The organism is Serratia silvae (assembly GCF_023282985.1).
GTDB classification, from domain to species: Bacteria; Pseudomonadota; Gammaproteobacteria; order Enterobacterales; family Enterobacteriaceae; genus Chania; species Chania silvae.
Window position 1 is genome coordinate 191,864 of record NZ_JAGQDC010000002.1, and the last position, 25,121, is coordinate 216,984.

At 52.8% G+C, this 25,121-nt stretch carries 30 protein-coding genes, 1 tRNA gene and 1 pseudogene; 13 read left to right on the top strand and 19 right to left on the bottom strand.

The features are described 5' to 3' along the window. The first annotated feature begins 24 nt into the window (after window positions 1–24). The 9 genes from gspG to KAJ71_RS02955 all read left to right on the top strand — a co-directional run bounded on the left by gspG (window position 25) and on the right by KAJ71_RS02955 (window position 6,250). Window positions 25–453, top strand: a complete 429-nt coding sequence (gene gspG / locus KAJ71_RS02915) for a type II secretion system major pseudopilin GspG (RefSeq protein ID WP_024530061.1) — start codon at window positions 25–27, stop codon at window positions 451–453. Further along, complete coding sequence (gene gspH, locus KAJ71_RS02920; protein WP_248944307.1) at window positions 453–1,004, top strand: type II secretion system minor pseudopilin GspH; 552 nt, start codon at window positions 453–455, stop codon at window positions 1,002–1,004. The genes gspG and gspH overlap by 1 nt, the downstream gene beginning before the upstream one ends. Further along, the gene (gene gspI / locus KAJ71_RS02925; protein ID WP_248944308.1) at window positions 1,001–1,366 is read left to right on the top strand and encodes a type II secretion system minor pseudopilin GspI; all 366 of its coding nucleotides are present in this window, start codon (window positions 1,001–1,003) and stop codon (window positions 1,364–1,366) included. Before gspH ends, gspI begins: the two co-directional genes overlap by 4 nt. Next, a complete protein-coding gene (gspJ, locus tag KAJ71_RS02930; RefSeq protein WP_248944309.1) occupies window positions 1,363–1,962 on the top strand; it encodes a type II secretion system minor pseudopilin GspJ in 600 nt (199 codons plus the stop codon). Before gspI ends, gspJ begins: the two co-directional genes overlap by 4 nt. Further along, the gene (gspK, locus tag KAJ71_RS02935) at window positions 1,959–2,945 is read left to right on the top strand and encodes a type II secretion system minor pseudopilin GspK (RefSeq protein WP_248944310.1); all 987 of its coding nucleotides are present in this window, start codon (window positions 1,959–1,961) and stop codon (window positions 2,943–2,945) included. Before gspJ ends, gspK begins: the two co-directional genes overlap by 4 nt. Then, window positions 2,945–4,132: a type II secretion system protein GspL gene (gene gspL / locus KAJ71_RS02940; RefSeq protein WP_248944311.1), complete on the top strand. Its 1,188-nt coding sequence runs from the start codon at window positions 2,945–2,947 to the stop codon at window positions 4,130–4,132. Before gspK ends, gspL begins: the two co-directional genes overlap by 1 nt. After that, complete coding sequence (locus KAJ71_RS02945) at window positions 4,125–4,613, top strand: type II secretion system protein M (RefSeq protein WP_248944312.1); 489 nt, start codon at window positions 4,125–4,127, stop codon at window positions 4,611–4,613. The genes gspL and KAJ71_RS02945 overlap by 8 nt, the downstream gene beginning before the upstream one ends. Continuing rightward, window positions 4,603–5,346: a type II secretion system protein N gene (locus KAJ71_RS02950; protein ID WP_248944313.1), complete on the top strand. Its 744-nt coding sequence runs from the start codon at window positions 4,603–4,605 to the stop codon at window positions 5,344–5,346. The genes KAJ71_RS02945 and KAJ71_RS02950 overlap by 11 nt, the downstream gene beginning before the upstream one ends. Before the next feature lie 61 nt (window positions 5,347–5,407). Further along, window positions 5,408–6,250, top strand: a complete 843-nt coding sequence (locus KAJ71_RS02955) for a prepilin peptidase (RefSeq protein WP_248944314.1) — start codon at window positions 5,408–5,410, stop codon at window positions 6,248–6,250. Between the two features lie 62 nt (window positions 6,251–6,312). Here the strand turns inward: KAJ71_RS02955 and KAJ71_RS02960 are convergent, their stop codons facing one another. From KAJ71_RS02960 to KAJ71_RS03045, 18 genes are all read right to left on the bottom strand, one after another. Further along, a complete protein-coding gene (locus tag KAJ71_RS02960) occupies window positions 6,313–7,542 on the bottom strand; it encodes a beta-ketoacyl-ACP synthase (RefSeq protein WP_248944315.1) in 1,230 nt (409 codons plus the stop codon). Next, complete coding sequence (locus KAJ71_RS02965) at window positions 7,539–8,270, bottom strand: 3-ketoacyl-ACP reductase FabG2 (RefSeq protein ID WP_248944316.1); 732 nt, start codon at window positions 8,268–8,270, stop codon at window positions 7,539–7,541. The genes KAJ71_RS02960 and KAJ71_RS02965 overlap by 4 nt, the downstream gene beginning before the upstream one ends. Then, window positions 8,267–8,743 (bottom strand): hotdog family protein, encoded by a 477-nt coding sequence (locus tag KAJ71_RS02970; RefSeq protein ID WP_248944317.1) that lies wholly within the window; start codon window positions 8,741–8,743, stop codon window positions 8,267–8,269. Before KAJ71_RS02970 ends, KAJ71_RS02965 begins: the two co-directional genes overlap by 4 nt. Beyond that, on the bottom strand, window positions 8,740–9,909 hold the full coding sequence (locus KAJ71_RS02975) for a beta-ketoacyl-[acyl-carrier-protein] synthase family protein (protein ID WP_248944318.1): 1,170 nt from the start codon (window positions 9,907–9,909) through the stop codon (window positions 8,740–8,742). The genes KAJ71_RS02970 and KAJ71_RS02975 overlap by 4 nt, the downstream gene beginning before the upstream one ends. Window position 9,910: 1 nt before the next feature. Then, complete coding sequence (locus KAJ71_RS02980; protein WP_248944319.1) at window positions 9,911–10,498, bottom strand: DUF3261 domain-containing protein; 588 nt, start codon at window positions 10,496–10,498, stop codon at window positions 9,911–9,913. Then, on the bottom strand, window positions 10,495–12,816 hold the full coding sequence (locus KAJ71_RS02985; protein WP_248944320.1) for an MMPL family transporter: 2,322 nt from the start codon (window positions 12,814–12,816) through the stop codon (window positions 10,495–10,497). The genes KAJ71_RS02980 and KAJ71_RS02985 overlap by 4 nt, the downstream gene beginning before the upstream one ends. Beyond that, window positions 12,785–13,390 (bottom strand): outer membrane lipoprotein carrier protein LolA, encoded by a 606-nt coding sequence (locus tag KAJ71_RS02990; protein ID WP_248944321.1) that lies wholly within the window; start codon window positions 13,388–13,390, stop codon window positions 12,785–12,787. Before KAJ71_RS02990 ends, KAJ71_RS02985 begins: the two co-directional genes overlap by 32 nt. Continuing rightward, complete coding sequence (locus tag KAJ71_RS02995; protein WP_248944322.1) at window positions 13,387–13,809, bottom strand: acyl-CoA thioesterase; 423 nt, start codon at window positions 13,807–13,809, stop codon at window positions 13,387–13,389. Before KAJ71_RS02995 ends, KAJ71_RS02990 begins: the two co-directional genes overlap by 4 nt. After that, window positions 13,803–15,524, bottom strand: coding sequence for a glycosyltransferase family 2 protein (locus KAJ71_RS03000; RefSeq protein ID WP_248944323.1), 1,722 nt, complete (start codon window positions 15,522–15,524; stop codon window positions 13,803–13,805). Before KAJ71_RS03000 ends, KAJ71_RS02995 begins: the two co-directional genes overlap by 7 nt. Beyond that, window positions 15,515–15,865, bottom strand: coding sequence for an ApeI family dehydratase (locus KAJ71_RS03005; protein ID WP_248944324.1), 351 nt, complete (start codon window positions 15,863–15,865; stop codon window positions 15,515–15,517). The genes KAJ71_RS03000 and KAJ71_RS03005 overlap by 10 nt, the downstream gene beginning before the upstream one ends. Beyond that, entirely contained in the window at window positions 15,852–17,213 is a 1,362-nt protein-coding gene (locus KAJ71_RS03010) for an AMP-binding protein (RefSeq protein ID WP_248944325.1), read from the bottom strand. The genes KAJ71_RS03005 and KAJ71_RS03010 overlap by 14 nt, the downstream gene beginning before the upstream one ends. Further along, window positions 17,210–17,791, bottom strand: coding sequence for a COG4648 family protein (locus KAJ71_RS03015; RefSeq protein WP_248944326.1), 582 nt, complete (start codon window positions 17,789–17,791; stop codon window positions 17,210–17,212). Before KAJ71_RS03015 ends, KAJ71_RS03010 begins: the two co-directional genes overlap by 4 nt. A gap of 6 nt (window positions 17,792–17,797) precedes the next feature. Next, window positions 17,798–18,049: an acyl carrier protein gene (locus tag KAJ71_RS03020; RefSeq protein WP_059201238.1), complete on the bottom strand. Its 252-nt coding sequence runs from the start codon at window positions 18,047–18,049 to the stop codon at window positions 17,798–17,800. A 12-nt stretch (window positions 18,050–18,061) separates the two neighbouring features. Then, on the bottom strand, window positions 18,062–18,319 hold the full coding sequence (locus KAJ71_RS03025; protein ID WP_248944529.1) for a phosphopantetheine-binding protein: 258 nt from the start codon (window positions 18,317–18,319) through the stop codon (window positions 18,062–18,064). Then, on the bottom strand, window positions 18,300–19,115 hold the full coding sequence (locus tag KAJ71_RS03030; RefSeq protein WP_248944327.1) for a lysophospholipid acyltransferase family protein: 816 nt from the start codon (window positions 19,113–19,115) through the stop codon (window positions 18,300–18,302). The genes KAJ71_RS03025 and KAJ71_RS03030 overlap by 20 nt, the downstream gene beginning before the upstream one ends. Next, window positions 19,112–19,834, bottom strand: coding sequence for a beta-ketoacyl synthase chain length factor (locus KAJ71_RS03035; RefSeq protein WP_248944328.1), 723 nt, complete (start codon window positions 19,832–19,834; stop codon window positions 19,112–19,114). The genes KAJ71_RS03030 and KAJ71_RS03035 overlap by 4 nt, the downstream gene beginning before the upstream one ends. A 69-nt stretch (window positions 19,835–19,903) precedes the next feature. Next, the gene (locus KAJ71_RS03040; protein WP_248944530.1) at window positions 19,904–20,962 is read right to left on the bottom strand and encodes a methyltransferase; all 1,059 of its coding nucleotides are present in this window, start codon (window positions 20,960–20,962) and stop codon (window positions 19,904–19,906) included. A 79-nt stretch (window positions 20,963–21,041) separates the two neighbouring features. Further along, entirely contained in the window at window positions 21,042–21,431 is a 390-nt protein-coding gene (locus KAJ71_RS03045) for a lipoprotein (protein ID WP_248944329.1), read from the bottom strand. A gap of 796 nt (window positions 21,432–22,227) precedes the next feature. Here KAJ71_RS03045 and KAJ71_RS03055 point away from each other — a divergent pair. Then, window positions 22,228–22,303, top strand: a tRNA-Thr gene (locus KAJ71_RS03055). Window positions 22,304–22,390: 87 nt separating this feature from the next. On the opposite strand, the gene KAJ71_RS03060 is transcribed toward KAJ71_RS03055, so the two are convergent. Next, window positions 22,391–22,633 carry a DinI family protein gene (locus KAJ71_RS03060; RefSeq protein WP_021178442.1) on the bottom strand — a complete coding sequence of 81 codons (243 nt, stop codon included), beginning with the start codon at window positions 22,631–22,633 and terminating at the stop codon, window positions 22,391–22,393. A 324-nt stretch (window positions 22,634–22,957) separates the two neighbouring features. On the opposite strand from KAJ71_RS03060, the gene KAJ71_RS03065 reads away from it, so the two are divergent. The 3 genes and pseudogenes from KAJ71_RS03065 to KAJ71_RS03075 all read left to right on the top strand — a co-directional run bounded on the left by KAJ71_RS03065 (window position 22,958) and on the right by KAJ71_RS03075 (window position 24,977). Continuing rightward, complete coding sequence (locus KAJ71_RS03065; protein WP_248944330.1) at window positions 22,958–23,428, top strand: hypothetical protein; 471 nt, start codon at window positions 22,958–22,960, stop codon at window positions 23,426–23,428. Window positions 23,429–23,589: 161 nt separating this feature from the next. Then, window positions 23,590–23,938, top strand: a pseudogene (locus KAJ71_RS03070) (site-specific DNA-methyltransferase); the annotation flags it as partial. Between the two features lie 604 nt (window positions 23,939–24,542). Next, window positions 24,543–24,977 carry a hypothetical protein gene (locus tag KAJ71_RS03075; protein WP_248944331.1) on the top strand — a complete coding sequence of 145 codons (435 nt, stop codon included), beginning with the start codon at window positions 24,543–24,545 and terminating at the stop codon, window positions 24,975–24,977. Window positions 24,978–25,121 lie beyond the last annotated feature (144 nt).

Here is a 25,121-nt window from a genome sequence, read left to right on the forward strand (position 1 = left end):
AATCTGCAAATAACGGAGAGAAAAATGCGGCAACAGCGTCAGCGAGGTTTTACCCTGCTGGAAATTATGGTGGTGATTGTGATCCTGGGCATCCTGGCGAGTCTGGTGGTGCCTAATCTGATGGGAAATAAAGAGAAGGCGGACCATCAGAAGGTCGTCAGCGATATTGTCGCGCTGGAGAGCGCGTTGGATATGTACAAGCTGGATAACAGTCGATATCCCACCACCGAACAAGGGTTGCAAGCACTGGTGACCAAGCCCTCGGCACAACCGGAACCGCGCAGTTATCCCCAAGGTGGCTATATTCGCCGTTTACCGCAAGATCCCTGGGGGGCAGATTATCAGTTGCTTAGCCCGGGCCAACACGGTCAGTTAGACGTTTTCTCTTATGGCCCAGATGGCATACCGGACACCGAGGATGATATCGGTAACTGGACGATTGGTAAGAAGTAGTGCGCCAACGCGGCTTTACGTTGTTGGAAATGATGTTGGTTGTGCTGCTGATCGGGAGTGCAGCCAGTTTGGTGATCATGTCATTTCCGGCCATGCAACAAAATAACCCGCAGCTACAGCTGAAACGTTTTCAGGCTCAGTTGGCGTTTGCCATGGATGCCGCGGTGCAAAATGACCAGTTGCTGGGGATTAGGGTTCGACCAGACGGCTGGCAATTTCAAATGCTACGGCGTCAGGCCGCTGAAAAACGCGGGGCAGTATCTGGCTCGGATAGTTGGCAAGGTTACGTCTGGCAGAATTGGCAACCCCGTCAGGCGGCGTTAGGGAGCCAAATGCCTGATGATATCCGGCTCAAGCTGCATTTCCCCAATCGGCAGGAGTGGCCGCGTGCTGCAGAGTCGCCACCGGAACCCGATATTCTGCTGTTACCTGGCGGGGAGATTACACCGTTTGAGCTGGTGTTCAGTGAGGCCGGTAGCCAACCATTGGTATGGCTGCGGGTAGATGCAGCAGGCGTGATCGATTCGTCAGCAAATGGAGCAGCACAATGACCTCCCAAAGAGGGATGACGTTGCTGGAAGTGCTGGTGGCACTGATCGTTTTCGCCTTGGCGGGGTTAGCCGTGCTGCAAACCACGGCACAGCAGGCTGGCAGCATTGGCCGTATGGAGGAAAAAATACTGGCAAGTTGGTTGGCGGATAATCAACAGGTCAGGTTACACCTTGATAAAACCTGGCCGGAAAAGCGCTGGATCGGCACCACGGTGACCTATGCTGGCGAGGAATGGTCTCTACGCTGGCAGGGAGTTGATACCGAACTGGGTCAATTACGGGCATTGGATGTTGAGGTGCGGCGTCATAAAGAAGACGCTGCGCCAGTGGTTTCTTTACGCAGCTACGTGGTGCGGGAATGAATTGCCGTAGCCAGCGGGGCTTCACGTTGCTTGAGATGCTGTTGGCATTGGCGATTTTTGCTGCGTTGAGCATCAGCGCCTTCCAGGTGTTGCAGGGGGTGATGCGCAATGATGAGATTTCGCAGCGTAAGGCACAGCGGTTGGCTGAGCTTCAACGTGCCTTTGTTCAGCTGGAAGGGGATTTCGGTCAGATTATCCCTCGCCATCACAGAGGGAATGAACGCGTGTTTTCCGCGGCGCGCTATCAATTACAAAGTGAGGACTGGGGCGTCTCTTTCATGCGCAACGGTTGGCAAAACCCGATGGGAATGTTGCCCCGCGCCGAGTTACAACCAGTGGGATATCGTCTGCGCCATCAGCAGTTAGAGCGGTTGAGCTATGCCCATGCGGATCCGCTCGTTGGGGAAGCGCCGGTGGTCAAGGTCTTGCTCAATGAGGTGAGTGTCTTTCGTCTGCGCTTTTTTGCCGAGGGGATGTGGCGGGAAAGTTGGGACAACGCGTCGGTTTTGCCGCAGGGGATTGAAGTGACATTAGTGGTTGCTGGCGTGGGTGAATTGACCCGTCTGTTTTTGATCACGGCGGTGGGGCAAGAATGAGGGCGCGGCAAAAGGGCGTTGCCCTGCTGGTGGTGCTGCTGATCCTGGCGCTGATGGTGACGATTGCAGCGACCATTGCCGAGCGAAACGGGCGCACCTATCTGCGCACAGCGGCTCATTTGGATCGCCAGCAGGCAAAATGGTATGCCCGCTCGGCAGAGGCACTGGCGGTGAAAATTTTGCAACGAGATGCGCTGGACTCACCTAATAAAACGCATTTGGCGCAAAACTGGGCGCAAGAACAGCGCCGTTTCCCCGTTGAAGGCGGGGAGGTGTTTGGGCAGATTGTTGATGGTCAGGCCTGCTTTAATCTCAATGCCATTAATCAAGGGGCAGCCAGTGAGGGTATGCAGTCGACATTGCCTTATCCTACCCTGGTTTTTAGACAGTTGTTAACCAACCTGGGTGAAGATCCCCTGCGTGCTGCGCAGATAACCGCAGCACTGCGTGACTGGATAGACAGTGACAGGGAGCCGGGCATTGATGGGGCCGAAGATGAGGTCTATATGGCCCAGGTGGTGGCTTACTTGCCCGCCAATCAACCCATGCAGGATGTCAGCGAGTTGCGCACCATCTTTGGGGTTGATGCCAGCCTTTATCGGCGTCTTTTGCCTTACGTTTGTGCGCTGCCAACCCAGACGCTGTTGGTAAACGTTAATACCCTGAGTGAGTCTCAAGGGCCATTACTGGCGGCGCTATTTCTCAAGGAGCTTGATTCAGCCATGGCGACTCGATTGTTACAACAGCGTCCACGTGAAGGGTGGAGCAGTACGACGGCATTTTTGGCACAGGTTGCCCTGAAGGACATCAATATCTCAACGGTCAGACCGCTGTTGACGGTAAAGAGTGAGCTGTTTTTAGCCAGCTTCACCGTGCTGATGGGGGAAACTCACTATAGCCAGCGCAGCCTGTTGCGCAAAGCCGGTAACAGTTTCCAGGTGGTACAGCGGCAATATGGATTAAGCATGATGGTGGAGCCTTGATGCCTAACAGAAAGCCCCGTGAACAAGCCAGGTTGATATTGCGCTTACCCAGCGATGAAACGCAGCCAGTGTGGTGGTATTTCGCTTCAGCAGACGGCCATCAGCAAGGGGGGGAGAACGATGAGCAATTGGTGAGCCTGCTTGCCAGATATCCTGCCTGGGTATTGGTGCCTGCGAGCGAGTTGGTTTTCCATCGTGTGACGCTGCCTCGTCGTGCCAGGCGTCAGCGTCTGCAAGTGTTGCCGTTTATGCTGGAGGAGCAACTGGCAACGGATGTTGAACGGCTGCATTTTGCCATTTTGCAGCAAAGTGGTGATGTGTGTGATGTTGCGGTAGTTGATAAAAGCTTGATGCATCAGTGGATTGCCCGTTGTGAACGTCTCGGGGGGCAGGTGCAGGCAATGTTGCCAGACGTGCTGGCGTTACCCTTGGCCGCCGACGGTTGGAGTGCGGTCAGTCTCAATGATCAATGGTTGTTTCGCCGGGAAAAGCATGCCGGCATGATTGTTGAATCCTCCTGGTTATCGGAGTTTTTGGCCGTGTGGGCACCGCCGATAATTGAAAGCTACTCCGCACCACCAGCATCAACCGCTAGCCCTCCGGAATGGCGTGTTCAACCACCGCGGGATTTACTGCAACTGGCGGCAGAAGGTGTGCACGATAGCGGAGCCGATCTGCGCCAGGGCGAATTCACCCGCTCGAGTCCCTGGCGTGCACGATTACGCCCTTGGCGAACCGTGATGATGGCATTAACGGGGTATTTACTGCTGCTGTGTGTGAGCACCGGGCTGTCTCATTACCGGCTTTGGCAACAGGCTGAACACTGGCGGCAGGAAAGTGTGCGGATCTACCAACAGCTGTTCCCGGCAGATAAAAAGGTGGTTAATCCGCGCGTGCAGATGCAGCAGCACTTGCAGCAATTACAGCCTATCGAGCAAGCCGGTGTGGTCGCACAGATGCGCCAATTGCAACAGCTGATGGCGGAGAACTCGGCAATCCGGTTCCAGGCGCTGTCTTATGACGCTGGCCGTAAAGAGCTGAAAGTCGATATACAGGCGGCCTCTTTTCAGGCGTTGGAACAGTTTCAGGTTGCTGCCGGGCAGCGTTATCAGGTGCAACCTGGCGAAATCAAGCAGAATCCAACAGGGGTAGAGGGCCGACTGACTCTGGGGATAAAGGATGAATGAACTCAAGCACCGCTGGCTACAGCTCAGCCTTCGGGAACGAGGATTGGTATTGGGCTGTGGCGTATTGGTTATCGTGAGCTTGTGCTACTACGCACTGTGGCTGCCCTGGCAACAACAGGCTAGCCAATGGCAGCGTACTATCGCCCGTGAACAAAACACGGTGGAATGGATGTTGCAACAGGCTCCGCGCTTGCGCCAACAGGAGACACAACCCATACAGGAGACCTCCCTAAGCTTGTCGGCCAGGGTGGCACAGAGTGCTGCAGCTCAAAATATGAACATTACCCGTATGCAGCCTCAGGGAGAGCGGCTGGCGGTCACGCTGGAACCTGGCGATTTTAATGCCCTGATGCTTTGGCTCACACAGTTGGAAAAGCGTTATAGCGTTCGCATTGTGGCGCTTGAAGTGGCGATACGTCCCGATAAACCAGGATGGGTGACGGTAAACAAACTGATGCTGGAGCGCAGCGATGGGCGCTAAAGCCAAAAAGGCCGTGCTTTTGTTGGCTTGTTATCTCCTATTGCTGGGAGGAAACGCGCCAGCACGGGTATTACAGGCTTTTATACCCGCAGATATGAAGGTCGGTGGCTTTTCAGGTTCCCTGTGGCAGGGCAGTTTGCACCAGTTAAGCTGGCGTAACATTGTGCTGGCAAAACTAAACTGGCAGTTCACTTTATCCTCTTGGCTACCAGCCTTAAAGATTGAACTATGGGATCCGCAAGGCTTGCAGGGAGCCGGTATCCTGCGTGGTTGGCAGAATCTTCAACTGCATGAGTGGCAACTCTCTGTTCCTGCAGATGTTGTGCGGCAACAGTTGTCGTTGCCTTTGCCAATAACCGCCCAGGGAGAGCTGCAACTGCGGTTGCAACAAGGAGAATTCAGTTCCGCTGGTTGCCGGAGTCTTGGCGGCGGTGTTGCCAACTGGCAGCACGCACAGTTGGCGACCCCGTTGGGGGCGTTGGAACTGGCCAACGTGCAAGGCCAATTGAGCTGTGATGGAAGCGGGGCTCTGGTGTTGGTGTTGAAGCAAGACTCCTCTCATCTGAGCCTGACGGGGCGTGGCACCGTCGGATTTGACGGGCGCTATCAGTTCAACGGTCAGGTGCGACGAGGGCCGGTATTACCTGAGGCGATGAGGCCACTGATAAATCAGTTAGGCAGGGCCAACGATCAGGGGCAGATAGTCTGGCAGGTTCAGGGGCGGTTGCTTTAAACGGCACTTGGCTGTCTTAAAAGGGTTGGGTAGGTACTTGACTGACTGTGGGGAGGTTTTTTTGAGTTTATTACTGGATTTTACTGTTGCATTTCCCCTCCTCTGGCTGTGTGTCGTGGGGATATTTGGGGCCATAGTGGGTAGCTTTCTGAACGTGGTGATTTATCGATTACCGGTGATGCTGGAAAAGCAATGGCAGCGTGAGGCGCTCGTGCAACTGGCGCTGCCTTTACCTGAATCCATACCGCGCTTTGATCTGCTATTACCGCATTCCTGTTGCCCGCATTGCCAGCATCCTATTGCGGTCAGGGACAATATACCCCTGCTGAGTTTTCTGTTGTTAAAAGGTAAGACTCGTTGCTGTGGTGAGCGTATCCCAAGGCGCTATCCGCTGGTTGAGGTGGCAACGGCTATGATGTTTGTGCTGACGGCGCTTATATTCCCGCCAGGGTTCCCCTTGCTGGGCGCTTGGATATTGCTCTCCTTTTTGCTGACGCTGGCAGTGATTGACCATCACAGACAACTGTTGCCAGATGTGCTGACGTTGCCACTGCTGTGGATCGGACTTTTATTCAATATTCAGGGGCATTTTGCCTCGTTGGAACAGGCGACGATTGGCGCAGTGGCGGGTTATCTCTGCCTATGGAGCGTGTTCTGGCTATTCAAGCTGGCAACCGGTAAAGAGGCTCTCGGCTATGGTGATTTTAAATTACTGTCGGCGTTAGGCGCCTGGTTAGGTTGGCAAGCATTGCCACAGGTGATTTTGGTGGCTGCGGCCAGTGGGCTGCTGTTTACGCTGATACAGCGAGGGTTGGCGAAACAAGATCTTAATCAACCGTTAGCCTTTGGTCCATGGCTCGCCGTGTCGGGCGCGGTCAATATGTTTATCCCCTGGAGTTTTTAAGCTGAAAATAGCGCCTATATCTTGATTAGAGGCGCTAGTCAGCGTACCCAGTTTAGGTTTGGTTATGCCCAGCGTTTGATAACAATCGAGGTGTTGATACCGCCAAAGGCAAAGTTATTGGTTTGCAGAAACTCGCAGTCGATATGACGAGCTTCTCCCATGATGTAATCAAGTGCGCCGCATTGTTCATCAGGGGTACGCAAATTTAGCGTCGGTGCGAACCAGCCTTCACGCATCATCTGCAGGCTCAACCAGGCTTCCAGTGCTCCACAAGCCCCCAAGGTGTGGCCGAAGTAACTTTTCAACGACGAGATCGGCACGCTATCACCGTAGATTGCGGCGGTTGCCTGGCTTTCGGCAATATCTCCCCGATCGGTGGCGGTTCCGTGGGCAGAAATATAGCCGATATCACTCGCTTGCAGACCGGCCATCCTCAACGACTGCTCCATGCAGATCTGCATGGTTTCACGTTGCGGCTGTGTGATATGTGCCGCATCACAATTGGTGGCAAAGCTGACGATTTCCCCGTAGATGGTTGCGCCGCGTGCTTTCGCATGCTCCAGCTCTTCAAGGATCAGCGTACAAGCACCTTCACCAATCACCAAACCATCGCGGTTCTGATCAAATGGGGAAGGGGTGGCACGCGGTTCATCATTACGTTGGCTGGTGGCAAATAACGTGTCGAACACGGCGGCCTCGGAAGGACACAGTTCTTCTGCCCCACCGGCAACCATCAGGGTCTGATAACCGTGGCGAATTGCCTCCCAGGCATAGCCAATGGCTTGGCTGCCTGAGGTACAGGCGCTGGATGTCGGGATCACACGCCCGCGCAGGCCGAAGAATAACCCGGTATTGACCGCGGTAGTATGAGGCATCATCTGCACATAGGTGGTGCCCGTGATGTTATTGGTGTGCTTCTCGGTCAGCATGGTGGCGAATTCGCTCACCGGGCCAGTACTGCCGGTGGATGAGCCATAAGCGATACCGGTCTGGCCGTTGGTTAGCACCGGGTTGCCAATAAGCCCGGCCTGCTCCAGAGCCAATTCCGTTGCGCGGGTCGACATTAGCGACACCCGCCCCATTGAGCGTATGCGCTTACGGGTATAGTGTTCTGGCAGCACGAAGTCATCGATTGGGGCGCCCAGCAGGGTGTGCAGGCCGTCATAGATTTGCCATTCAGGCATATGGCGTACGGCGTTTTTATAGGCCAGCAATTGAGCGGATACCGCCTGCCAGTTTTCACCGAAGGCGGTAATACCGCCCATACCTGTAATAACTACCCGACGAATCATTGCATCCCTCCGTTGATAGAAATGACCTGACGAGTCACGTAACCGGCTATATCTGACATCAAATAGCTGGCAAGCCCAGCGACTTCCTGCGCCTGGCCCATCCGTTTCATCGGGATCATCGACATAGCTTCCTTTAACGCTGCCTCTTCCATTTTTATCATGCCGGTATCGATCAGCCCAGGGGCAATGCAGTTGACGGTGATCTTGCGTTTTGCCAGTTCGATCGCCAACGCTTTGGTTGCGCCAATAATCCCTGCCTTGGCCGCACTGTAGTTCACCTGGCCCCGATTCCCCATGATGCCAGAAACGGAAGACAGTGTAAGGATGCGGCCACCTTGACGTTCGGCAATCATTGGCATGATGCAGGGCTGGATCACGTTGTAGAAACTGTCCAGGTTGGTGTGGATCACCTCATCCCAATCATCATCGCTCAATGCAGGGAAGGCGGCATCGCGTGCGATCCCGGCATTGCTGACGATGCCGTACCATGCCCCATTCTCTGCCAGATCTTGCTCGAGGACCTCCCGGCACTGCTGACGATTGCTAATGTCGAAACAGAGCAGGCGGCCTTGTCCTCCGGCAGCGGTAATTGCGGCCAGCGTTTGTTGTGCGCCAGCTTCATCCTGGTGATAGTGTATCCCAACGATGAAACCGTCAGCGGCTAATTGGCTGGCAATAGCGCGTCCGATACCTTTGCTGGCTCCGGTGATGAGAATTGAACGACTCATGCAGTAGATCCCTGATTAAAAAGCATTGTTGATTCTTCTGGTGTGGGTTGAAAGGTATTGACGCGGCCTGTGGCCAGCGTGTCACCTTGCGCGCCAATAACACAGTCAAAACTCCCGAAACGGTCATCATGCATCAGCAGCTTGATTTGGATGTCTAGCATTGCATCTGCTGGTAGGTAACCCGCAGCACAGACCAATTCCCTGGCTCCAAGCACCATACCGAGGGCGATCCGCTGTTCTCCTCGCTGATGACGATGCCAACCGGACCAAACGCCGATGGTTTGCGCCATCAATTCCAGTGCGTACCAACCAGGCAGCTCGCCTTGCACGTTGAGGAACGGCGCCAGCACGCTGTCGCTCCTGACCTCAACCCGGCAATGTGCACTGTCTTCCGTCACGCTGATCACCTCTGCCAACAGCAGCATTGGGGCGTCGTGTGGCAGATATTCCGCCGGTGATAAGTAATGGCTCATGCCATCCTCCCCAGCAGGATGCTGGCGTTATTACCGCCAAAGGCGAAAGAGTTAGACAGAATGACCGGCCGCATCAGCGGTTCAGCCGCATGCAGTAAACCACAAGGCGGTAATGTCGGATCCGCCGGAGAACGGCTGAAGTCCTGCGCTGGCAGTGGCAAGTCGTAGAGCAGAATAAGTGCGCTGAGAGCCGCCTCGGTGATGCCCGCAGCCCCCAGGGTATGCCCGGTTAAATGTTTGGTGGAGCTGCAGGGCACGCTTTCACCGAACAGATCGTGAACCACTTTGGATTCGATCTGATCGTTGAGCAAGGTGGCAGTTCCATGCAGGTTGATGTAACCCACCTCTTCGGGGTTAAGCCCAGCGTCTTGCAATGCCTGTTCGATGGCTCGCAAGGCACCGGCACCCTGCGGATGTGGTGCCGAAATATGGTATGCATCGCTTGACTCACCCACACCCAGTAGCGCGATGGGGTGCGGCTCGCGGGTCAGTACCATCAGTGCGGCTCCTTCACCAATGGTGATCCCACAGCGGTCGCGGCCAAACGGTTGGCAAAGCGTAGTGGAAAGAGACTCTAGGCTATTAAATCCGTTGATAGGCATACGGCTTAAGGTATCGGCACCGCCAACAATCGCGATATCCGCCAGGCCAGCTTCAATAAGACGGCGCCCGCTGATGATCGCGCGGGCACTGGAAGAACACGCGGTGGAAAGAGTAAACGCAGGGCCATTCAGGCCCAACCAAGCGGCGAGGAAGCGTGACGGGTCGCCCAGCTCCTGCTGTGGATATTGCCAGCTCGGGCTCGCTTCATGGTTAGTGATATGGCTAACATGTCGATCGCCTTCATCCAGCCCAGAGGTGCTGGTACCGAGCACTACGGCGATGCGGTCGGCACCAAAGCGAAGCAGCGCGTCATCTACCACGGGCTGAATTTGCGACAGAGTGGCTAATAATAATTGGTTATTGCGGCTGCGATGTGCGGCAAAACTGTCTGGAATAGCGGGTAATTCACCGTCGACGCCGCCTAATACCGTGTCCTGTTGGTTCTGTAACCAATGCTCACGCTTGCGCATGCCGGGCGCTGTTCCTTGGGTTAGATTGGCTGCAATCTCTTCTGTCGATTGGCCCAAAGCGTTAATCATGCCGATAGCAGAAATGTAAATCATATCAGTCATCCAGATATTGAATGGTGATGTGGTATTTAAACGCGTGTTGCTCAATGCTGATAGGTTCACGTCGATCTTTACGTTGCAGGTACGTGATCTCCGTTATCAGTTTGCCGCCCGCGTTGCGTAATTCTCGTTTGTCGCCCTTATCGATTAGCGTCCAGCCCTGCGGCAACCGATCTTGCCAGGCGGTAATCGGCCAGTGGCCGAGCATCACATCGGCCAATACCTGACTGGCTGGCGGCAGTTGTGGCACCACGATCGACTGCTCGGTATGAATGCCTTTATCGTCATAGGTAACGAGAAATAAGCGGATACCTAACGAAGACAGCCCGGCCAAGGTGAGTGCATTGCTATCCGCATTTAGAATGACCAACAACGATTGGGTTTTGCCGTTAAAGCTGCCGGTCAATAATTGCTGGGACTGGATATTCTCAGTGATACCAGGAGCCGGTAGCGTGACGCGTACGCCGGGTTCAAGCCAGGCTTGCGGGTGGGAGCCATCCTCATTATGCGATGAGTGGCTACAGCCGGTAATCAATAGCACGGCCAACAGGGGAACCGCGCGCCAGAAGTCGCAATTTGTCATTTTTTTCTCTGCTTACGGTCAGGCATGGCGAGTGGGGAGAGCAAGAAAGCGGTAAAGATCCCACTGACCAGTACAATCCCAAAACTGCTGATAGCTTGAGTGCTGCTAAAGACCAGCATGCCCAGGGTTAACAACGTTGTCATCATTGCCAGCGCGATCGCCAACAACGATGTCAGTGGTGTGCCGCGTGGATTGCTAAAGAACAGCGTATAGTTAATGCCGATCCCCAGCACCAGTACCAGCGCCAGTAGCGAAAATAGGTTCACCGCATGTCCGCTAAAGGATAGGGTGGCCAGTCCGATGCTCAGCGACAACAGCGAAGGCACCAGGCTGATTAATCCCTTACGCCAACCGAGACGGAACACTGCACTGCAAGCGATCACCGCCAGTGCGACCAGCAGCAGGCCGGTAAGTATGGTGCGATAGAGGGCGAATAATTCGTTGAATGTACTCTTGCGATCTACCCACACTACGCCCGGTTGTTTTTCCGCTAGTGTGCTCAAAGCCGTGCTGTCGTTAACGTCTTCTACAGGTACCAGCACGCCGCTTTTGCCATTGGGCAACGTCAACCACATTAAGCGCCAACCTTCGCTGGCTGGACTGTTGAGCCAATCCTCCAACGTTGCAGGTGTGGTTTGCAGATCGGGTGTGACGTCCGTTAACCCTGTATTTTGCAATGCACGAATGACTGTAGGAGCGGCTCCCTGCAACAGGGCGAGATCCTGTCTCTGGCGTGCGAGCGAGTTTAACGGGATCGTGCGAAAAGCGCTGATAACACCCGTCTGACGGGCCTGTTCCAGTGCCGGCGTGAAGCCTTCAAGCCGCTCCAGGGTTTGCTGAGGAGTGTTGCCGTAGACCACAAACCATTTTTGATCGACGCTTTGCCCGGTGAGCTGTGTAATGGTTTTTTCCTGCGCCAGGATATCCTGCGGCAGCGCCTGTAACTGGGCAATATCATCATCGACGCGTAATGTCGCTATCCCCGCAAGAGAAACCAAAGCCAATACGACAGGTAGCCCCAGCGACAGTTTGCGGCTATGCCGCCAGGCCGCAAGCCAGCGCAGTAAGGAGAGCGCGGCAGGAATAGGGCGTACCGGTAAATTGCGACATAACCACGGATGCCAAAAGATCACCGTAAGGCATGAGGCGCTCAGGCCCACAGCGGCAAACACCGCCATTTGCCGGATCCCAGGGAAGGGCGCAAGCATCATGATCAGATATGCCGCGACGGTAGTCAGCAACGCCAATAATAGAGCATTGCGCACTTTGAGCAGACTTTGCCATGGCGATATTTCGTTACCGTGCACCATGCGTTCAGTGAGGTAGTAAAGCGTGTAGTCGGCAGAGATCCCAATGATGCTCATGCTCATCACCAGTGTCATCAGGTGAAGCTCACCGAAGAGCAGCAACGTAGCCGCTGTTCCGGCCAGTGCGCCGATGCCAACGGAAATCAGGCACAGCAGCAGCGGGCGCAGCGAACGGAAAACTACCACGATCAGCAATATTACGCCCAGGATGGTGGCGACCCCCAGCGTAGATATGTCCTGTTTTGCCTGTTGGCTGGCATAATCACTGTAAAACAGCGTCCCACGCGAGAGGAGCTTGGCCTGGGGATAACGTGATGTAAGTTGCTCCTCCAGCGCGGCGAGCGTAGTGACGACGCGGTGGGTTTGTTGCATATCAAATGACGATCCCGTCAATTCGCCATGCAGAAAATACCAGTAGTTCCCCAGTTCATCTTGAGTAACCAACCAGCCGTCCATCAGCCGCAAACGCTGGCTGCTCTGGGCCAGAGCCAGCTGTGAGCCGCGCATCAACATTAGCGGATCGTTGCGTAACTCTTTGCCGCTGACGCCAGAGAATGCCGAATAGAGCTGGGATAGGATCCACTGTGCCTGGGCTTCGCCACCGTTTTGCAGGCGTTCACGCGTTGCGCTGTCGATCAGACCATTACGATGCTGCCAGAAAAAATCGCCCCAGGCTTGCTGGTCTGCGGCGCCCATCGGGCCTTTCACCGTTTCTGCTATCCCGGATTTTTGCAACTGGGTGAGCCAGTATTGCGCTACCTGCGGGTCTGCCTGTTTACCGGGGCTGACCAGCCAGACCAACTGCTTGTCCAGGCGCTGCATAAAACCATCGTTCAGCGCGGGAGGAATGGCACCCAATGCCTGCTTGGGCAACATCGCCAACACGCTGCTATTGATCCGGGCCTGTGGCAATAGGGCAAGCAGCACGCCAGCTAATATCAGGCATGTGGCTCCCCATAACAGCGCGAGGCGCTTGGCATTAGTAGGCGGCAAAACGTTGTCGCTCTTCATCGGTCAAAGCTGCGGGTAGCAGCCGGTGTTGAGAGAAAGTGATTTCAGTCACATCGCCCTGTTTATCGTTTAAATGGATGGTTTCCAGATAGGTTTGTCCACTCAGCACTATAGTGGCAAAAATTCGATCCAGAGGGGTGGTCTGTGGGGTTAAGGATAGCGTCCAGCGACTCTCACCTTGCTCCTGGAAATCAATGCGGAAGTTTTTCTCCAGCACCTGACGATCGGCCTGGAATAGCGCACGCAGCAGATGATTGAACTGAAACATCTGCGGGTTGTTTTGTGCGGTAATAACCTGCGGTTGCTGGTTATTGATGATTTGCACCATCCGTGAGTCGTTGAGCATCAACGTCATGGCAAAGGGGGTTTGCTGCTGCCACAGTAAACCCTGATCGCGGGCGATCACCATTTCGCCTTGAGAACGCAGTGGCTGTGGCAGATCTTTAATGGTTCGAGCCTGGGCAAAATGGGCTCGCACTACCGGTTGTTCGGTAAAACGCTGCTGTAATTCATCCAACGTGATGGCATTGACCCATGGACTGATCAGCAGGAACAGCAGAGGCCAGGCTTTCATGGCTGCACCCCCAGGCGTTCGAACAGTATGTCCGGGCAGACAAAGCACATCTCACGGCTTTTTTCCTCTACCGCTACCTGGATGGTGTAACCGGTTGTGGTGCGTTTGCCGCTGTCGGCGTCAAAAATCTGGTAGGCAATGCGCAGGCGATTTTCGTATTCTTCCAGCGTGGCGCGGACGCGAATACGCTGTTCAAAGGTCAGCGTATCGCGGTATTTCACGCGGGTATCCACCACTGGCCAAACATACCCCGACTCTTTCATCTGCCGATAGCCGTAGTTGAATTGGTTCAGCAGGGCTTCGCGGGCAATTTCAAAGTAACGGAAATAATTGCCGTGCCACACGACTCCCATCATATCAATATCATGAAAGGGAATGGTCAGTTCTATCTCGCTGGTGAAACAGGGATCGTTTAGCACCCTTTGCTCCTGTCTGTGGTGTTGGCCTGTTGGTCAGGCAGTTGCCAAAAATTGAAAAAGTTGAACCAATCGAGCGGTGCCTGCAACGCGTAGTGTTCAAGACGCTCAGCATACTGATCAACCGCCTGTTGCAAGGCAGCTTGACGATCGGCCCGCGGTAACAGCAGAGGGTCGGCAAACGGCTCGCAGTGCAAATGCAGTTTTCCCTGCTGGCGCAGGGCATAGATCAGCAACACAGGGCAACGCAATATCGAAGCCAGAATAAACGGCCCTTGAGGGAATGGGGCAGGATGGCCCATAAAGCGGCTCCAGATAACCCGGCAGCTATCTCCTCGCTGCGGTTTGACCGCGATGCGATCGCCAACGATCGCCACCCATTCGCCGCGATCCAGCTTGTCTTTGAGCAATATGGCGGTATCCGGGCCGATATCGGTCACGGGCAACAGGTTGAGCCCTGCCTGGGGCGCTATCTCCGCCATAATCTGTTTGAAACGCTGGGCGTTGTCGTTGAACACCAGCGCATTGATGGTTTTACTCACCTGTAGTTGTGCCAACGCCCGGCAAGCTTCGATATCTCCCAAATGGGAGGCCAGCAGCAATTTGCCTTGCGGGGAGCCAATATCCAGCGTGGCTTCGGCATTGGGGGCGAAGACAACATCCTGCCCTAGCCGCATTTCCCCACGCCAACTGGCGATTTTATCCAGCATGGCATCTGCAAAACGTAAAAAATGGTGATAGCTGTTGAGATGCGCAGGAATGGGGAGCGAACGTGAAGTCAACTCGTTGCGTACCCGCTTCAGCCAGGCTTGTGAAGCCTGACGGGCCTGATGTGCGCCAAGCCAGTAAACCGCCACCACCGGATAGAGCAGTGGAGCAATGGCCTTTCTACCCAGTAAGCGCCAGATAGCAAGCATGATGCGCATTCCCCACAACCCCTTGATTTCTTTCTGACGTGCCCAGTGTGGGTTGGAGCGACGAAAAAGCAGGGTAGGGATGCGCGGCAACATGCCGAAGAAAAGGCGGGTATGCATCAGTGAAATGCGCACGTTATCCTTCAAAGCATCAAAGTGTGACAACCCATCCTGGGGGTAGGTAACGCGCGTCGGCACAAAGTAACTGGTGTTCCCTTGCCAGTAGAGGCGAACCATTACTTCCGTATCGAAGTCCATGCGTTTGCCTAGCGCCGTTTTATGCGCCAACTGCAGGGTGGGAGCTATTGGGTAAACCCGGAAACCGCACATGCTGTCTTTGAGCTGGAGAGAGAGTGTCTCAATCCACACCCAGACGTGAGTTACCCAGCGGCCATAGCGCCGCGACGCTGGTATGGAGTCGTCGTAAACCGGTTGCCCGGAAACTAAATCCTGGGGATGAAGCTGTGCCAGGGCAATCAGCTTGGGAATATCTTCAATGGCATGTTGGCCGTCCGCATCGACCTGTATCGCATGGCTAAATCCTCTGCGTTGAGCCTCTTCCAATCCGCGAACAACCGCCGTGCCTTTTCCTGAATTGTGTGCAAGGCGTACTAAGGTGACATCCGCGTGAATGGTGGCTAGGCGCTCAAGTTCCTGCTGGGTGGCCTGATCGCTGCCATCGTCCACCACCAGACAGGCCAAGCCAAAGGGTTGCAGGCGCGCGAGCACGCTTGCCATCATGGCTCCGTGGTTATAGCAGGGGATCACCACACAAGGGTTAAACGTGGCGCTATTCAGCGACATAATCGGATCTTCCCGCTGCTGGCTGTGCTACGAGTCTCACCATCATGGCGTTGATAGCGGAAAACCATGATTTGCCGCTCTTCCTGCCAGTCAAGCGTCAGCGTGACGATGTTATCCGGCAATAAGGGCTGTTGGAATTTGACACTTTGAATACTGTGAAAGCGAAAATCGGGTACCAGTAGTGAGGTGGCGTAGTGCATCACCCAGTCTAGTTGCGTCACGCCGGGTAGCAGAGGCTGTACTGCGAAGTGGCCTTTAAACCAGAATGAAGCCGCGTCCAGCCGTAACACGATCTCGGCCTGCTGCTGCGTCTGATGGCGAGCCATCTCATGGGGTCTCATGAAACAATTCCTGTAATTGCGCATAGACGCGCTTGTTCATGCTGTTGACGGGCATCTCGTCGACGATACGCCAGTAACGAGGGATAGTGACAGGTTCCAGCCACGGGCGCAGCGCACGACGCCATGATATTTCCAGTGCTTTGCCGCCCATTTGTTGCCACTGCTGCCGAGCGTGGTCTTCAAGCACCAGCAATGCGCCAATACCTTGGCGCCCTCCGCGTGTTACCGGTAGCGCTGCGGCTTCGCGTACGCCTTCGAGTTCCAGCAGCCGTTGCTCGATCTCGCAAAGTGAAATGCGTTTCTCTTCAATTTTCACCACCCGGTCGCGGCGGCCTGTTATCTGGAAGCGTCCGCTATCGTCAAATTGCAAAATATCGTCGAGGAGCAGGCCGTGCCTATCGCTGATAAGCGGAGAGATAGCGCGGATCTCGTCGGCGTCAACCATGATACGCACGCCAGGGAAGGGCTGCCAGGTTACATCAGGCTGCTGATGGTGACGCCAGGCGAGGATCCCAGTCTCGGTACTACCGTAGATTTCGTCTGGCCAGACGCCTAACCAACTGGCGGTCTGAGCAACGCTTTCCCAAGGCAACACTCCCCCTGCGGAGATGACCATATTCACTGGAGGTGGCGTGAGCTGGTGGTCCAGGCGTTTTAGAAAAGCCGGGCTGCTGATAAAGGCGTATTGGTGTTGATTCGCCAGAGTTGCCAACTGCTCGGTGTAATGAAGCATTGCTGCATGCAGCGGTAATCCTAGCGCCATGGGTAAAAAGATACGGAAGGTGAGGCCGTAAAGGTGCAACGGAGGCACTGAGGCCACAATATGGCAGCCGGTGAGCCTGTCGGCAAAACGTTCAGCCAGTAAGGAGGCTTCGCGATCGAGGCTGGCAATGGGCTTTATGATGCGGCGTGGTTGCCCTGTCGAGCCGGAGGTAAATAGTTCGATATGGCTGGCCGGATCGATAGTGGGTAGCGGTGGCTGGTTCTCGCTACTTTGATCGGTTGATTGGATCTGGATCAGCGAACCGCTCCAGGCCAGTGCCTGGTCGGTCAGTACGCCGTTAAACAGCGCCCGTTGTTCTTCCAGCAGAGAAACACGACTATGCCCGGGAACTACGGGTGTTTTGCCCGCATGCAATGTTGCCAATAGCCCGACGATAAACAGATAGCTGTTTTCAAAACACAGCGCCCAGCGATCGCCCTCATGTTGTTGCAGGATGCTCACCTGTGCAGCTACGTCATGGCGCAGCTGCCCCAGCGTCCAGATATGCCCATCAAGCCAGGCAATCGGGGTTTCATTGGCACGCGAAGCACTCAGCCACTGAGCCAGAGGGAGTGTCTGATTCATGCCGCGTCTCGCAATATCCGCCTGCGACGCACCAGCCATTCGCCAGCCATCAGTGCACCCATCAACAGATAGGCAATCATGCCGTTCCACAGCGTCCATAACCGAATATCACCGAGCAGAACGGTGAAAAGTGCCATCGAACCGTTCAGAATGAAAAACACACACCATATCTGGGTGACCTTGCGGGTATAACGCACGCCTGACAGAGGGAGCTCCGGCTCCTGCAAACGGGCAAGGCGCTCCACCATTGGCATCGAACTCCACAGTGAACTACCAAATACGCCGAGCATGACCAGATTGACTACCACTGGGTAAAATAGCAGCAGCTGATGCGTTTTTAGCACATAGCTCATTAGGCATAATGTGAGACCCGCGAGTGCCACGGCTTGCAGTACATAGCGCATCGGGCCGCGCTGACTTTTGACCTGATAGAGGCGAAAGGCCAGCAACAAGGCGATGATCGGCAGCAGCCAGTGAAGGCTGTTGCGTGTCAGGCCAAACCAGACAAGAAATGGCCAAGCCAGTAGCGCAAGTACCGCCACCAGTTGTATCCCTTTCAGGGATCGAGCGCCGCGCATAAACGGTTATGCTTCTTGCAATAGCTGTTCTACCGCATCAACGACATCTTGCACGGTACGCACCTGCTTAAAGGTTTCCGGCTTGATTTTTTTCCCGGTCTTCTTCTGCAGGTGCACGATCATGTCAACGGCATCGATACTGTCTAACTCAAGCTCTTCATACAAGCGGGCCTCAGGTTTGATGTCCTGTGGGTCGATATCGAACAGTTTGGTCAGCAGTGCGGACACTTCCTGATAAATGGTTTGTTGTTCTGTCATAGCGGGCTCTTCTCAGGCACGTTGAGCTTGGATAAAGGATGCCAGTGTTGCCACTGAATAGAAATGTTGGCGCATCTCTTCATTTTCGGCGGAAAGCACGACACCATACTGGTTTTTCACCATCAGCCCTAACTCTAAAGCATCGATGGAGTCCAGCCCAAGCCCTTCACCAAACAGCGCCGCATTGGTGTCGATATCGTCCGCAGACAGTTCATCCAAATTCAGTGTATTTATTATGAGATTTTTAATTTCAAGGTGGAGCGCTTGCATCATTAATTCCTGACAAAGGTATAAGGCCTGGTGATAACTGATGCAAAAGATGCCGGTTTAGCTGCCTTGCGGCTAATGCTGGCTGTTGCGATTCTGCATCAAAAAAATGTTCTATCTGTACCCGTTCACGTACTTCTACCTGGAACAGGGGTTTCCTGGGTGGAACGTCATACCATCTGCTCTGTTTATCAAGCAGATGCTCGCTACAGTGGATCACTGCTATACGCACGTCACGGCGGCATCGTACGGCAATATTGGCGGCACCGCGCTGCAGTGTCATATTTTCACCAGGGCGAGTGCGCGTTCCCTCTGGAAAAATAAGTATGGTGTCGCCCTGTGACAGGCGTTGCTGACTGGCTGGAAGTAGCGTGTCCGCCTGGCTATTGACCAGATAATCCGCAGCCCGGATCACTCCGCTCACAAAGGGGTTATGCAGCAGAGCGCTTTTTACCAGGCAGTCTGTCTCGGGCATCACGGATGCCAAAAGCACGTAATCAATCAGTGTCGGATGGTTAGCGACCACCAAACAACCGCGCTCCTGGCGTAATATATCAATCCCCTTGATGCGATAATCCAATACACCCAACGTTTTTGCTATCGATAAGAACAGCCGGAAGCTGGCGGCAATACTGCGCCGGGCTACCCGGCGGCGCTTGGCAATATCGCGCTGCAGTACCAGCAGCAGATTAAACCAGACAAGCGATAGCAGCAGGCCGCCGACGCCAAACAGGACAAAGCAAAAGCCGGTCATTATCAGACGCCAAGCCCAGTTTAAATGTGCGAATAGGCCGCTCATGTACGGCTCCAGTACCACTTTAGCCTTTCACCCGCAATGGCGAACGTTGGGTCCTTGGCCAGGTAGTGTTGTAAAAACTGTAAACTTTGCGGTAGCAGGGGCTCTTCCCCTGTGCCTTCCTGCTTGCTCTCGCACCTTAACGTATTCCCGCGTTCAAACACCAGCGCCACCGCATAGGCCCAGGTCGGCATCTGCTCTGGCAGGTAGGTGTGGTAAAACTCGGGCAGCAAGCCATCAAAATCGACCATTAATACTCTCTGGTAACCCGCCTGGAGTAAACACACGACCTCACATAACGCTTGCTGAAAGGTGTCTAGGCCAGCAGAAAGTGAAGATGATACCAGAGGATTTTGCGCCGTGATGGTCAAGTGACCCACCGCTGAGTTATGTACCGACATGGTGAAATCAGTTGGGGAAACCGCTTGCTGGGTGGCTATGGCCTGCAAAATTCGGTAATTACGCTCCAACTCACCGTGACGACTGGTATAAAGGACCGCATCCACCGGTTGACGACGTAGCATGGCTAAACCGCATTCCACGGCCAGCCTACTGCCTGAACTCAGGCGGCGTGCTGTCATCATGGGAAGTTCGGTCAGCTTCGATTGCGGCGCTGAGGGTATGATCCCATGGGGCTCCTGCGACCATTGACGCCATTGCGATGCGTCGCTTAGTCCGGGGGCCATGGCCTGCCAATCAACGATGTTCAATGCAAAATTCATCAACGTGCTTCCGCGGTTACTCGGTTTGGACTGTGTCATCTCCAAGGTAGCATGAGCGCTGCCCCATCATTATTGCTTTCGGCATACTAACAAGGTATGTCCAATACCAAGGTTATCGAGGCGTTTTTCTACCCGGAAACCTGCCGTTTCGAGGAAACTGTAAAATTTACCGGCGCTGTAAAAGCGGCTGTTACCGTTAGCCATGCAGGTAAAATAGAGTGAGGAGGCGTTGAGGCTGAACGAAGCCGCTTCAAATTTTTGCGCATCCCAGAACAGCTCCATAATGCATAGCTGAGCGTCAGGCTTCATCACCCGTTTGATTTTTTTCAGAATAGTAATAATTTGCTCCGGTGAAAAACAGTCAAGAAACTGACTCATCCACCAGATATCTGCGCTACTGGGTAACGGTGCATCGCTTAGCATGTCTACCGCATGGAAATCTATGCGATGAGATAACCCGGCTTTTTCGACATTCTCACGCGCCAGGCTAATTTGCTGTGGCAGATCCAGTAAGGTAATGCTGACGTTATCATCGTACTGGCAACAACGTAGCGCCCATTTTCCAGTATTGCCGCCCACATCATAAAGCGTTGTTGGTTTATTGTTAAATATATGGGGTAGTGCGGCATTAAATGCGGCATCTGAATAGTAGTGATCAAAAGCAAACCAGCTTTCACGTGCAGCCTTGGGCAATTGCGATAAGGCAGGGTAGATGGTCGGCCATTCACCAAACACTTTTAAACCAGCGGGCTTCTCTTCCTTAAGCGCATGTTCTAAAGAAAACAGCCCCTGATAACAAACATCTTGCGTGAAATCCATATTCACACGGGTCATGGCATCGTGGAGTAGGAAGTGCCCCACTTTGGCAATGAAGTAATAGCCGTTTTGATGAGTCACAATACGGCCACTTAACCCCATATCCAACAGCACACTAACGGCATATTCATTAATGCTGCTATTGGCAGTGATGTCCTCAAGCAGGGCGCCATGCTTTCCTTGTTCATCCAGATAGGCTAATACACCCGTATTACGCAGACAAAGGGCGGTTTGAAACAGCATTGGAGCAAAGGCAATCCGTTGCGCCTCTGTGATAGCATCAAGTGCACTGAGAGTGTCCTGTTGATACATTTGTTGTACAGCCTCTTTAATCGGATACAAAATAGCGACGCCAGCTTGTATCCGGCGATAATCTAATCAATGTTGGAAATTACAGCGCGGCACCAGCCGACAAATTTAACTGGATATCTTTATCGAGATTGTGTACCCAGCGGTTGTAGCTTTTATGAATTTTCCCACCCGAGGCTAGCAGGTTGAGGCTACTGGTGTAGTCGATGGAATAACTTGTTGCGGAATAGGTGATGCGGATTTCAGCCACATGATCGCGAGCCTGGAGGCGGCCATTAATGACGCCAGGGCCAGCCTGTGTCATAACCCATTCACGTTGCACACCTGCTTTCAGGATTGCAGTTCTGACTTGTGCTTCGGTATGACCAGTGCTGACCGTGCTGTTGATTTGTTGTATTGGGGCGGTACGCACACAACCGGTCAGAGTGGCGATGACGGCAAGAGCAGCACACCATTTAACGATGTTTTTCATAAAACAATTTCCTTTTGTTAGCAGGTTACAACCTAGAGAAAACTGAGCGGTTTAATTTTTTAATTAACGCCCACTGTTTTTAGCCGTGAAATTTATCAACGCATGATACTGAGATCAATTAAATTGCACAAGATGGATTGGGGAAATTACTTAGGAAAAATCTAACTTTAAGTCTGCTTCTCTTAGAGGATTAAACCAAAATTTTCAGCATTAATGCCTATAGGCAGTTGTTTGTTTTGCGTGTTTTTTGTTGGGAAAAAACCAAGGCAATATAGGAATGCGCTTATTTTTTAGGTGTGTTTCCCTTTATCCGATAATGGTACGCCGCTGTGTTGGTGGGTGGCTAGACCACTCCCTCATTGCTGGCGCTCAATGAAGAGGCCATCATTTGATGGCTTCATAGAGAGTTTAAAGTGGAGCCGAACGCAAATGCTTTCTGCTGCTGTACGAAGCTGGCCGGCTCATGCACATGGCGGCGGATATACAGCCCCACCGGTGCTGCAGTTTAGTTTGCACCCAGAGCGGGGCGTTGAGGTGGCAGCTTCGTGGTCAGCACTGGTCTTGTTGTTGATGAGAAAGGAGCATCCATTAGCCGAAAGGCAAGTGGTTCTGGCGGATCTTTGCGAGTATCTTAATCAGACATTAAGTTGTGAAGAACGGGCCATTGGTGAGAAATTCGGCATATAAGCCGTTTTTTAATCAACAAGATAAATAATCTGTTGATTATGCTTGATTGTTCCAATCTGGCTGTATTATATTGCGCTCCACGGAAACAGTAGCACTTCCGACAGATTTCGCCGGCTTAGCTCAGTAGGTAGAGCAACTGACTTGTAATCAGTAGGTCACCAGTTCGATTCCGGTAGCCGGCACCATATAAGAAACCCCAGTAGAGATGCTGGGGTTTTTTGTCTTTGGGCATCCATGATGCGGCGCAGTAAATGACCGCGCCTTACGACCCTTTAAATATCGGTGGCCAGCCATTGGTCAGACTCTTCGAACATCTCTTCCAGCATACGGTTTAATTTCTCGCGGTCACTTTTGCTGGCGTCTGAGTTGAGGCCGTTGGCCTGCATGGGTTTTACCTTCACCTCTGCATCCGGGAAGATGCGATGCACCCGTTTTGTCAGCTCGGCCTTGATGATTTCATCGGCACCAGGGATCCCTGCGACATTACGCTTATCAAACACCAATTCAACGAACATAGCCCAACCCTAACGTTACTGTTTATGTATACAGTTATTCTGACCGAAGGGACGGGGTGAGTGCAAGAGGGGGAGGGGAAAATTTTATCGTGGTCTATTTTGAGGGATGTATGCTCTATTGCTGCCACTACTACTATTACACACTATTTGTCAAGGTATGAAACGTTGGTTTTTATTATGCATATTGATCTTTGTGCGCCCGTTTGAATGCACCCATCATAATTGAGTGCAAAGATGCTCGGTTGTGCAATACTTCTTTTTACATGTCATAAGGTTATTATTTAAGCTTTCATATTTAAACTTTTTCAAAAGGGAATTAATATCATGAAAAAAACATTACTCTTTTTAGGTATGCTGTCGGTTGGTTGCATCGGTGTGGTGACTTCGGCAGTTGCCCAAAATGCTGATAACAAAAATGCACTAAAGACAGCGATTAATTTGGCAGAGTTGTTTGCTGAAAAGTCTACTATATGGTCGACTTACCCAGAAAATGATGCCTATGTTTTTGATCGCTCAGAGGACAACTATGTTGTCGTCGCTAAACGAGCGGATGGCGTTGTGGCACTGGTCAATAAACAAGAGAGCTATACGACCCCTGGGAAAATGGTATTAATGGGGACTTATTTTAACTGTAGTAAAATGACAGATGCGACTTTTTATGTTGAAGATGTCAGTGTAGACGACGTAGCCAAGCAACTTGCTGAGCCAGCTATTGATGATCCAGAGAGAGTGCGTGGTTTTGATGCGAGTATGCCAGTCCACGATCTCTATCTGGTGGCCTGCCCACAGAGCTGATTATGCACCATTAGCTCAACGGCAAGAGCAGTCATCTTCTAAACAGGAGGTTTGTTTTTGCCGAACTTTCCCCCGAGGTAAGGTCATAACCAGGAGCTGGCTAGAGGATTGAGGGAAAGCGATATCTGTAAGCATTAGACAATTAAGCGTCAGATACTGAGCTGCTGGTACGCCATCGGTTCGACGTGTTGAGCCATATCGTGTGGGCTAAACCCTCAGGGCCGTGGAGGTGCCAGAACAAAGAGAGCTTACATGCTTTCTTCCCGGCAACCGAGCGGATCATCTTTGCGGGGCATTATGCTGGGCCATACCAGCCAAAAGATACCGGCCGTACTGCCAAGTGCTCAAAGCTGAAGCAAAACGTCTTCAAGCCGCTGATCGACTATTTCAGGTCAGCACGGCAGGCGCTGAACGTATCAGCCAAAGAAATCCAACGCTGCAACTGGCTGTCAAATGGCTAGCCACGGGTTTAGCGAAAGCCAATGGCAACTGCCCAGAGAAGATCAGTATTTGGTGTTACCGCAGCATTTATCACCCGATGATCGGGCAAGGCCTCCGACAAGGGGAGGTAATAAGAATGCCAAACAATCCTCATAGCTAGGCAGACATCAGCGAGATCCTGGTTTCATTGTGGCGCGGTGATGTGCTGATCGGCGGCGTTAAAGGATCGGGATGAAACGAGCACCGCGTTGGTAGATACCGCTGGTGCTGAGCGCCGCACCACCGAACAGTTAAAGCTTGAACAGCAGACAAGGCCGACGTTGAAAACAGAACGTTACGCCAGGCGTTGGAGCATAGCGACGGTAGCAATCAGCGCTTGCCTGATTCTGCTATCGATATCTTGCACAGAAAAACCTAAGCCTGCACCGGCCCAGGTGTACCCTCCAGCAGTTTGACGGACACCGTTCACCGGGGAAACTTTCAGTGATGCCGTTATGGTCTTGCAAGTGAGCTTGATATATGTGCTTCAAGGATCGAGGGGCTGATTAAGTGGCCGCGGAATACGGAATTCAGGTAACTCGTTTAGCTATTCACCACACAACGAGCATTGAGCGAAATAAAAGCGAATATCCATATAATTAGTAGTGAAATTCAACAAAGGAGATATTTCACTATGAAAGCGATTTTTCAAAACTATTACAAAACTATCAAGTCTATGGATGTTGCGAATGGGTATACCTTAAAAGGTTTCATACCTAAAGAAGTTAGTGAGGCTGTAAAGGCCGGTAAATCAGCGTGGTTTGAGTCCAAGGTTTGCGTAGCCGATGCTTCTAGCCCGGTGCGAAATGTTGGCAAAAAAATTATCGTATCATCCTCTGGCTCCCCGGGTTTTCTGAATCACTCTGATACTTCCTTTCAAACAACTCTCGGTGGAAGTCTGTCACATCCTGTTACCGGGGAATATATAAATTATCCTGGGTTGGCTTGTTTTAACATACAGCTTGTCAAAACTGAAAGAGTTTACTTTAGCGTAAGGGCTTTGGAGTTACTGCATCCGAATGTCCCAACGAACATTGTTTGTCATGCTATGTTTTATATCTACGATTAAATAAACATCATGCGTGTCTATTATCGGTGGCATCTGGTTTTACCACAGTAATAGTCAAGAAAACCAGCCTCGGCATAGTCCGGGGCTTTTTTGTGACCATAGAAACCGAATAAGGAGCAGAAGATGTGTGGCGTTAAGCAGGGA

What these genes read in the sequence shown, in the direction of transcription:
- gspG (WP_024530061.1), top strand. Translation starts at nt 25, where the DNA reads ATGCGGCAACAGCGTCAGCGAGGTTTTACCCTGCTGGAAATTATGGTG.
- gspI (WP_248944308.1), top strand. Translation starts at nt 1,001, where the DNA reads ATGACCTCCCAAAGAGGGATGACGTTGCTGGAAGTGCTGGTGGCACTG.
- gspJ (WP_248944309.1), top strand. Translation starts at nt 1,363, where the DNA reads ATGAATTGCCGTAGCCAGCGGGGCTTCACGTTGCTTGAGATGCTGTTG.
- gspK (WP_248944310.1), top strand. Translation starts at nt 1,959, where the DNA reads ATGAGGGCGCGGCAAAAGGGCGTTGCCCTGCTGGTGGTGCTGCTGATC.
- gspL (WP_248944311.1), top strand. Translation starts at nt 2,945, where the DNA reads ATGCCTAACAGAAAGCCCCGTGAACAAGCCAGGTTGATATTGCGCTTA.
- KAJ71_RS02945 (WP_248944312.1), top strand. Translation starts at nt 4,125, where the DNA reads ATGAATGAACTCAAGCACCGCTGGCTACAGCTCAGCCTTCGGGAACGA.
- KAJ71_RS02950 (WP_248944313.1), top strand. Translation starts at nt 4,603, where the DNA reads ATGGGCGCTAAAGCCAAAAAGGCCGTGCTTTTGTTGGCTTGTTATCTC.
- KAJ71_RS02960 (WP_248944315.1), bottom strand. Translation starts at nt 7,542, where the DNA reads ATGATTCGTCGGGTAGTTATTACAGGTATGGGCGGTATTACCGCCTTC.
- KAJ71_RS02965 (WP_248944316.1), bottom strand. Translation starts at nt 8,270, where the DNA reads ATGAGTCGTTCAATTCTCATCACCGGAGCCAGCAAAGGTATCGGACGC.
- KAJ71_RS02970 (WP_248944317.1), bottom strand. Translation starts at nt 8,743, where the DNA reads ATGAGCCATTACTTATCACCGGCGGAATATCTGCCACACGACGCCCCA.
- KAJ71_RS02975 (WP_248944318.1), bottom strand. Translation starts at nt 9,909, where the DNA reads ATGATTTACATTTCTGCTATCGGCATGATTAACGCTTTGGGCCAATCG.
- KAJ71_RS02980 (WP_248944319.1), bottom strand. Translation starts at nt 10,498, where the DNA reads ATGACAAATTGCGACTTCTGGCGCGCGGTTCCCCTGTTGGCCGTGCTA.
- KAJ71_RS02985 (WP_248944320.1), bottom strand. Translation starts at nt 12,816, where the DNA reads ATGAAGAGCGACAACGTTTTGCCGCCTACTAATGCCAAGCGCCTCGCG.
- KAJ71_RS02990 (WP_248944321.1), bottom strand. Translation starts at nt 13,390, where the DNA reads ATGAAAGCCTGGCCTCTGCTGTTCCTGCTGATCAGTCCATGGGTCAAT.
- KAJ71_RS03000 (WP_248944323.1), bottom strand. Translation starts at nt 15,524, where the DNA reads ATGTCGCTGAATAGCGCCACGTTTAACCCTTGTGTGGTGATCCCCTGC.
- KAJ71_RS03005 (WP_248944324.1), bottom strand. Translation starts at nt 15,865, where the DNA reads ATGAGACCCCATGAGATGGCTCGCCATCAGACGCAGCAGCAGGCCGAG.
- KAJ71_RS03010 (WP_248944325.1), bottom strand. Translation starts at nt 17,213, where the DNA reads ATGAATCAGACACTCCCTCTGGCTCAGTGGCTGAGTGCTTCGCGTGCC.
- KAJ71_RS03015 (WP_248944326.1), bottom strand. Translation starts at nt 17,791, where the DNA reads ATGCGCGGCGCTCGATCCCTGAAAGGGATACAACTGGTGGCGGTACTT.
- KAJ71_RS03020 (WP_059201238.1), bottom strand. Translation starts at nt 18,049, where the DNA reads ATGACAGAACAACAAACCATTTATCAGGAAGTGTCCGCACTGCTGACC.
- KAJ71_RS03025 (WP_248944529.1), bottom strand. Translation starts at nt 18,319, where the DNA reads ATGCAAGCGCTCCACCTTGAAATTAAAAATCTCATAATAAATACACTG.
- KAJ71_RS03030 (WP_248944327.1), bottom strand. Translation starts at nt 19,115, where the DNA reads ATGAGCGGCCTATTCGCACATTTAAACTGGGCTTGGCGTCTGATAATG.
- KAJ71_RS03035 (WP_248944328.1), bottom strand. Translation starts at nt 19,834, where the DNA reads ATGAATTTTGCATTGAACATCGTTGATTGGCAGGCCATGGCCCCCGGA.
- KAJ71_RS03040 (WP_248944530.1), bottom strand. Translation starts at nt 20,962, where the DNA reads ATGTATCAACAGGACACTCTCAGTGCACTTGATGCTATCACAGAGGCG.
- KAJ71_RS03045 (WP_248944329.1), bottom strand. Translation starts at nt 21,431, where the DNA reads ATGAAAAACATCGTTAAATGGTGTGCTGCTCTTGCCGTCATCGCCACT.
- KAJ71_RS03060 (WP_021178442.1), bottom strand. Translation starts at nt 22,633, where the DNA reads ATGTTCGTTGAATTGGTGTTTGATAAGCGTAATGTCGCAGGGATCCCT.
- KAJ71_RS03065 (WP_248944330.1), top strand. Translation starts at nt 22,958, where the DNA reads ATGAAAAAAACATTACTCTTTTTAGGTATGCTGTCGGTTGGTTGCATC.
- KAJ71_RS03075 (WP_248944331.1), top strand. Translation starts at nt 24,543, where the DNA reads ATGAAAGCGATTTTTCAAAACTATTACAAAACTATCAAGTCTATGGAT.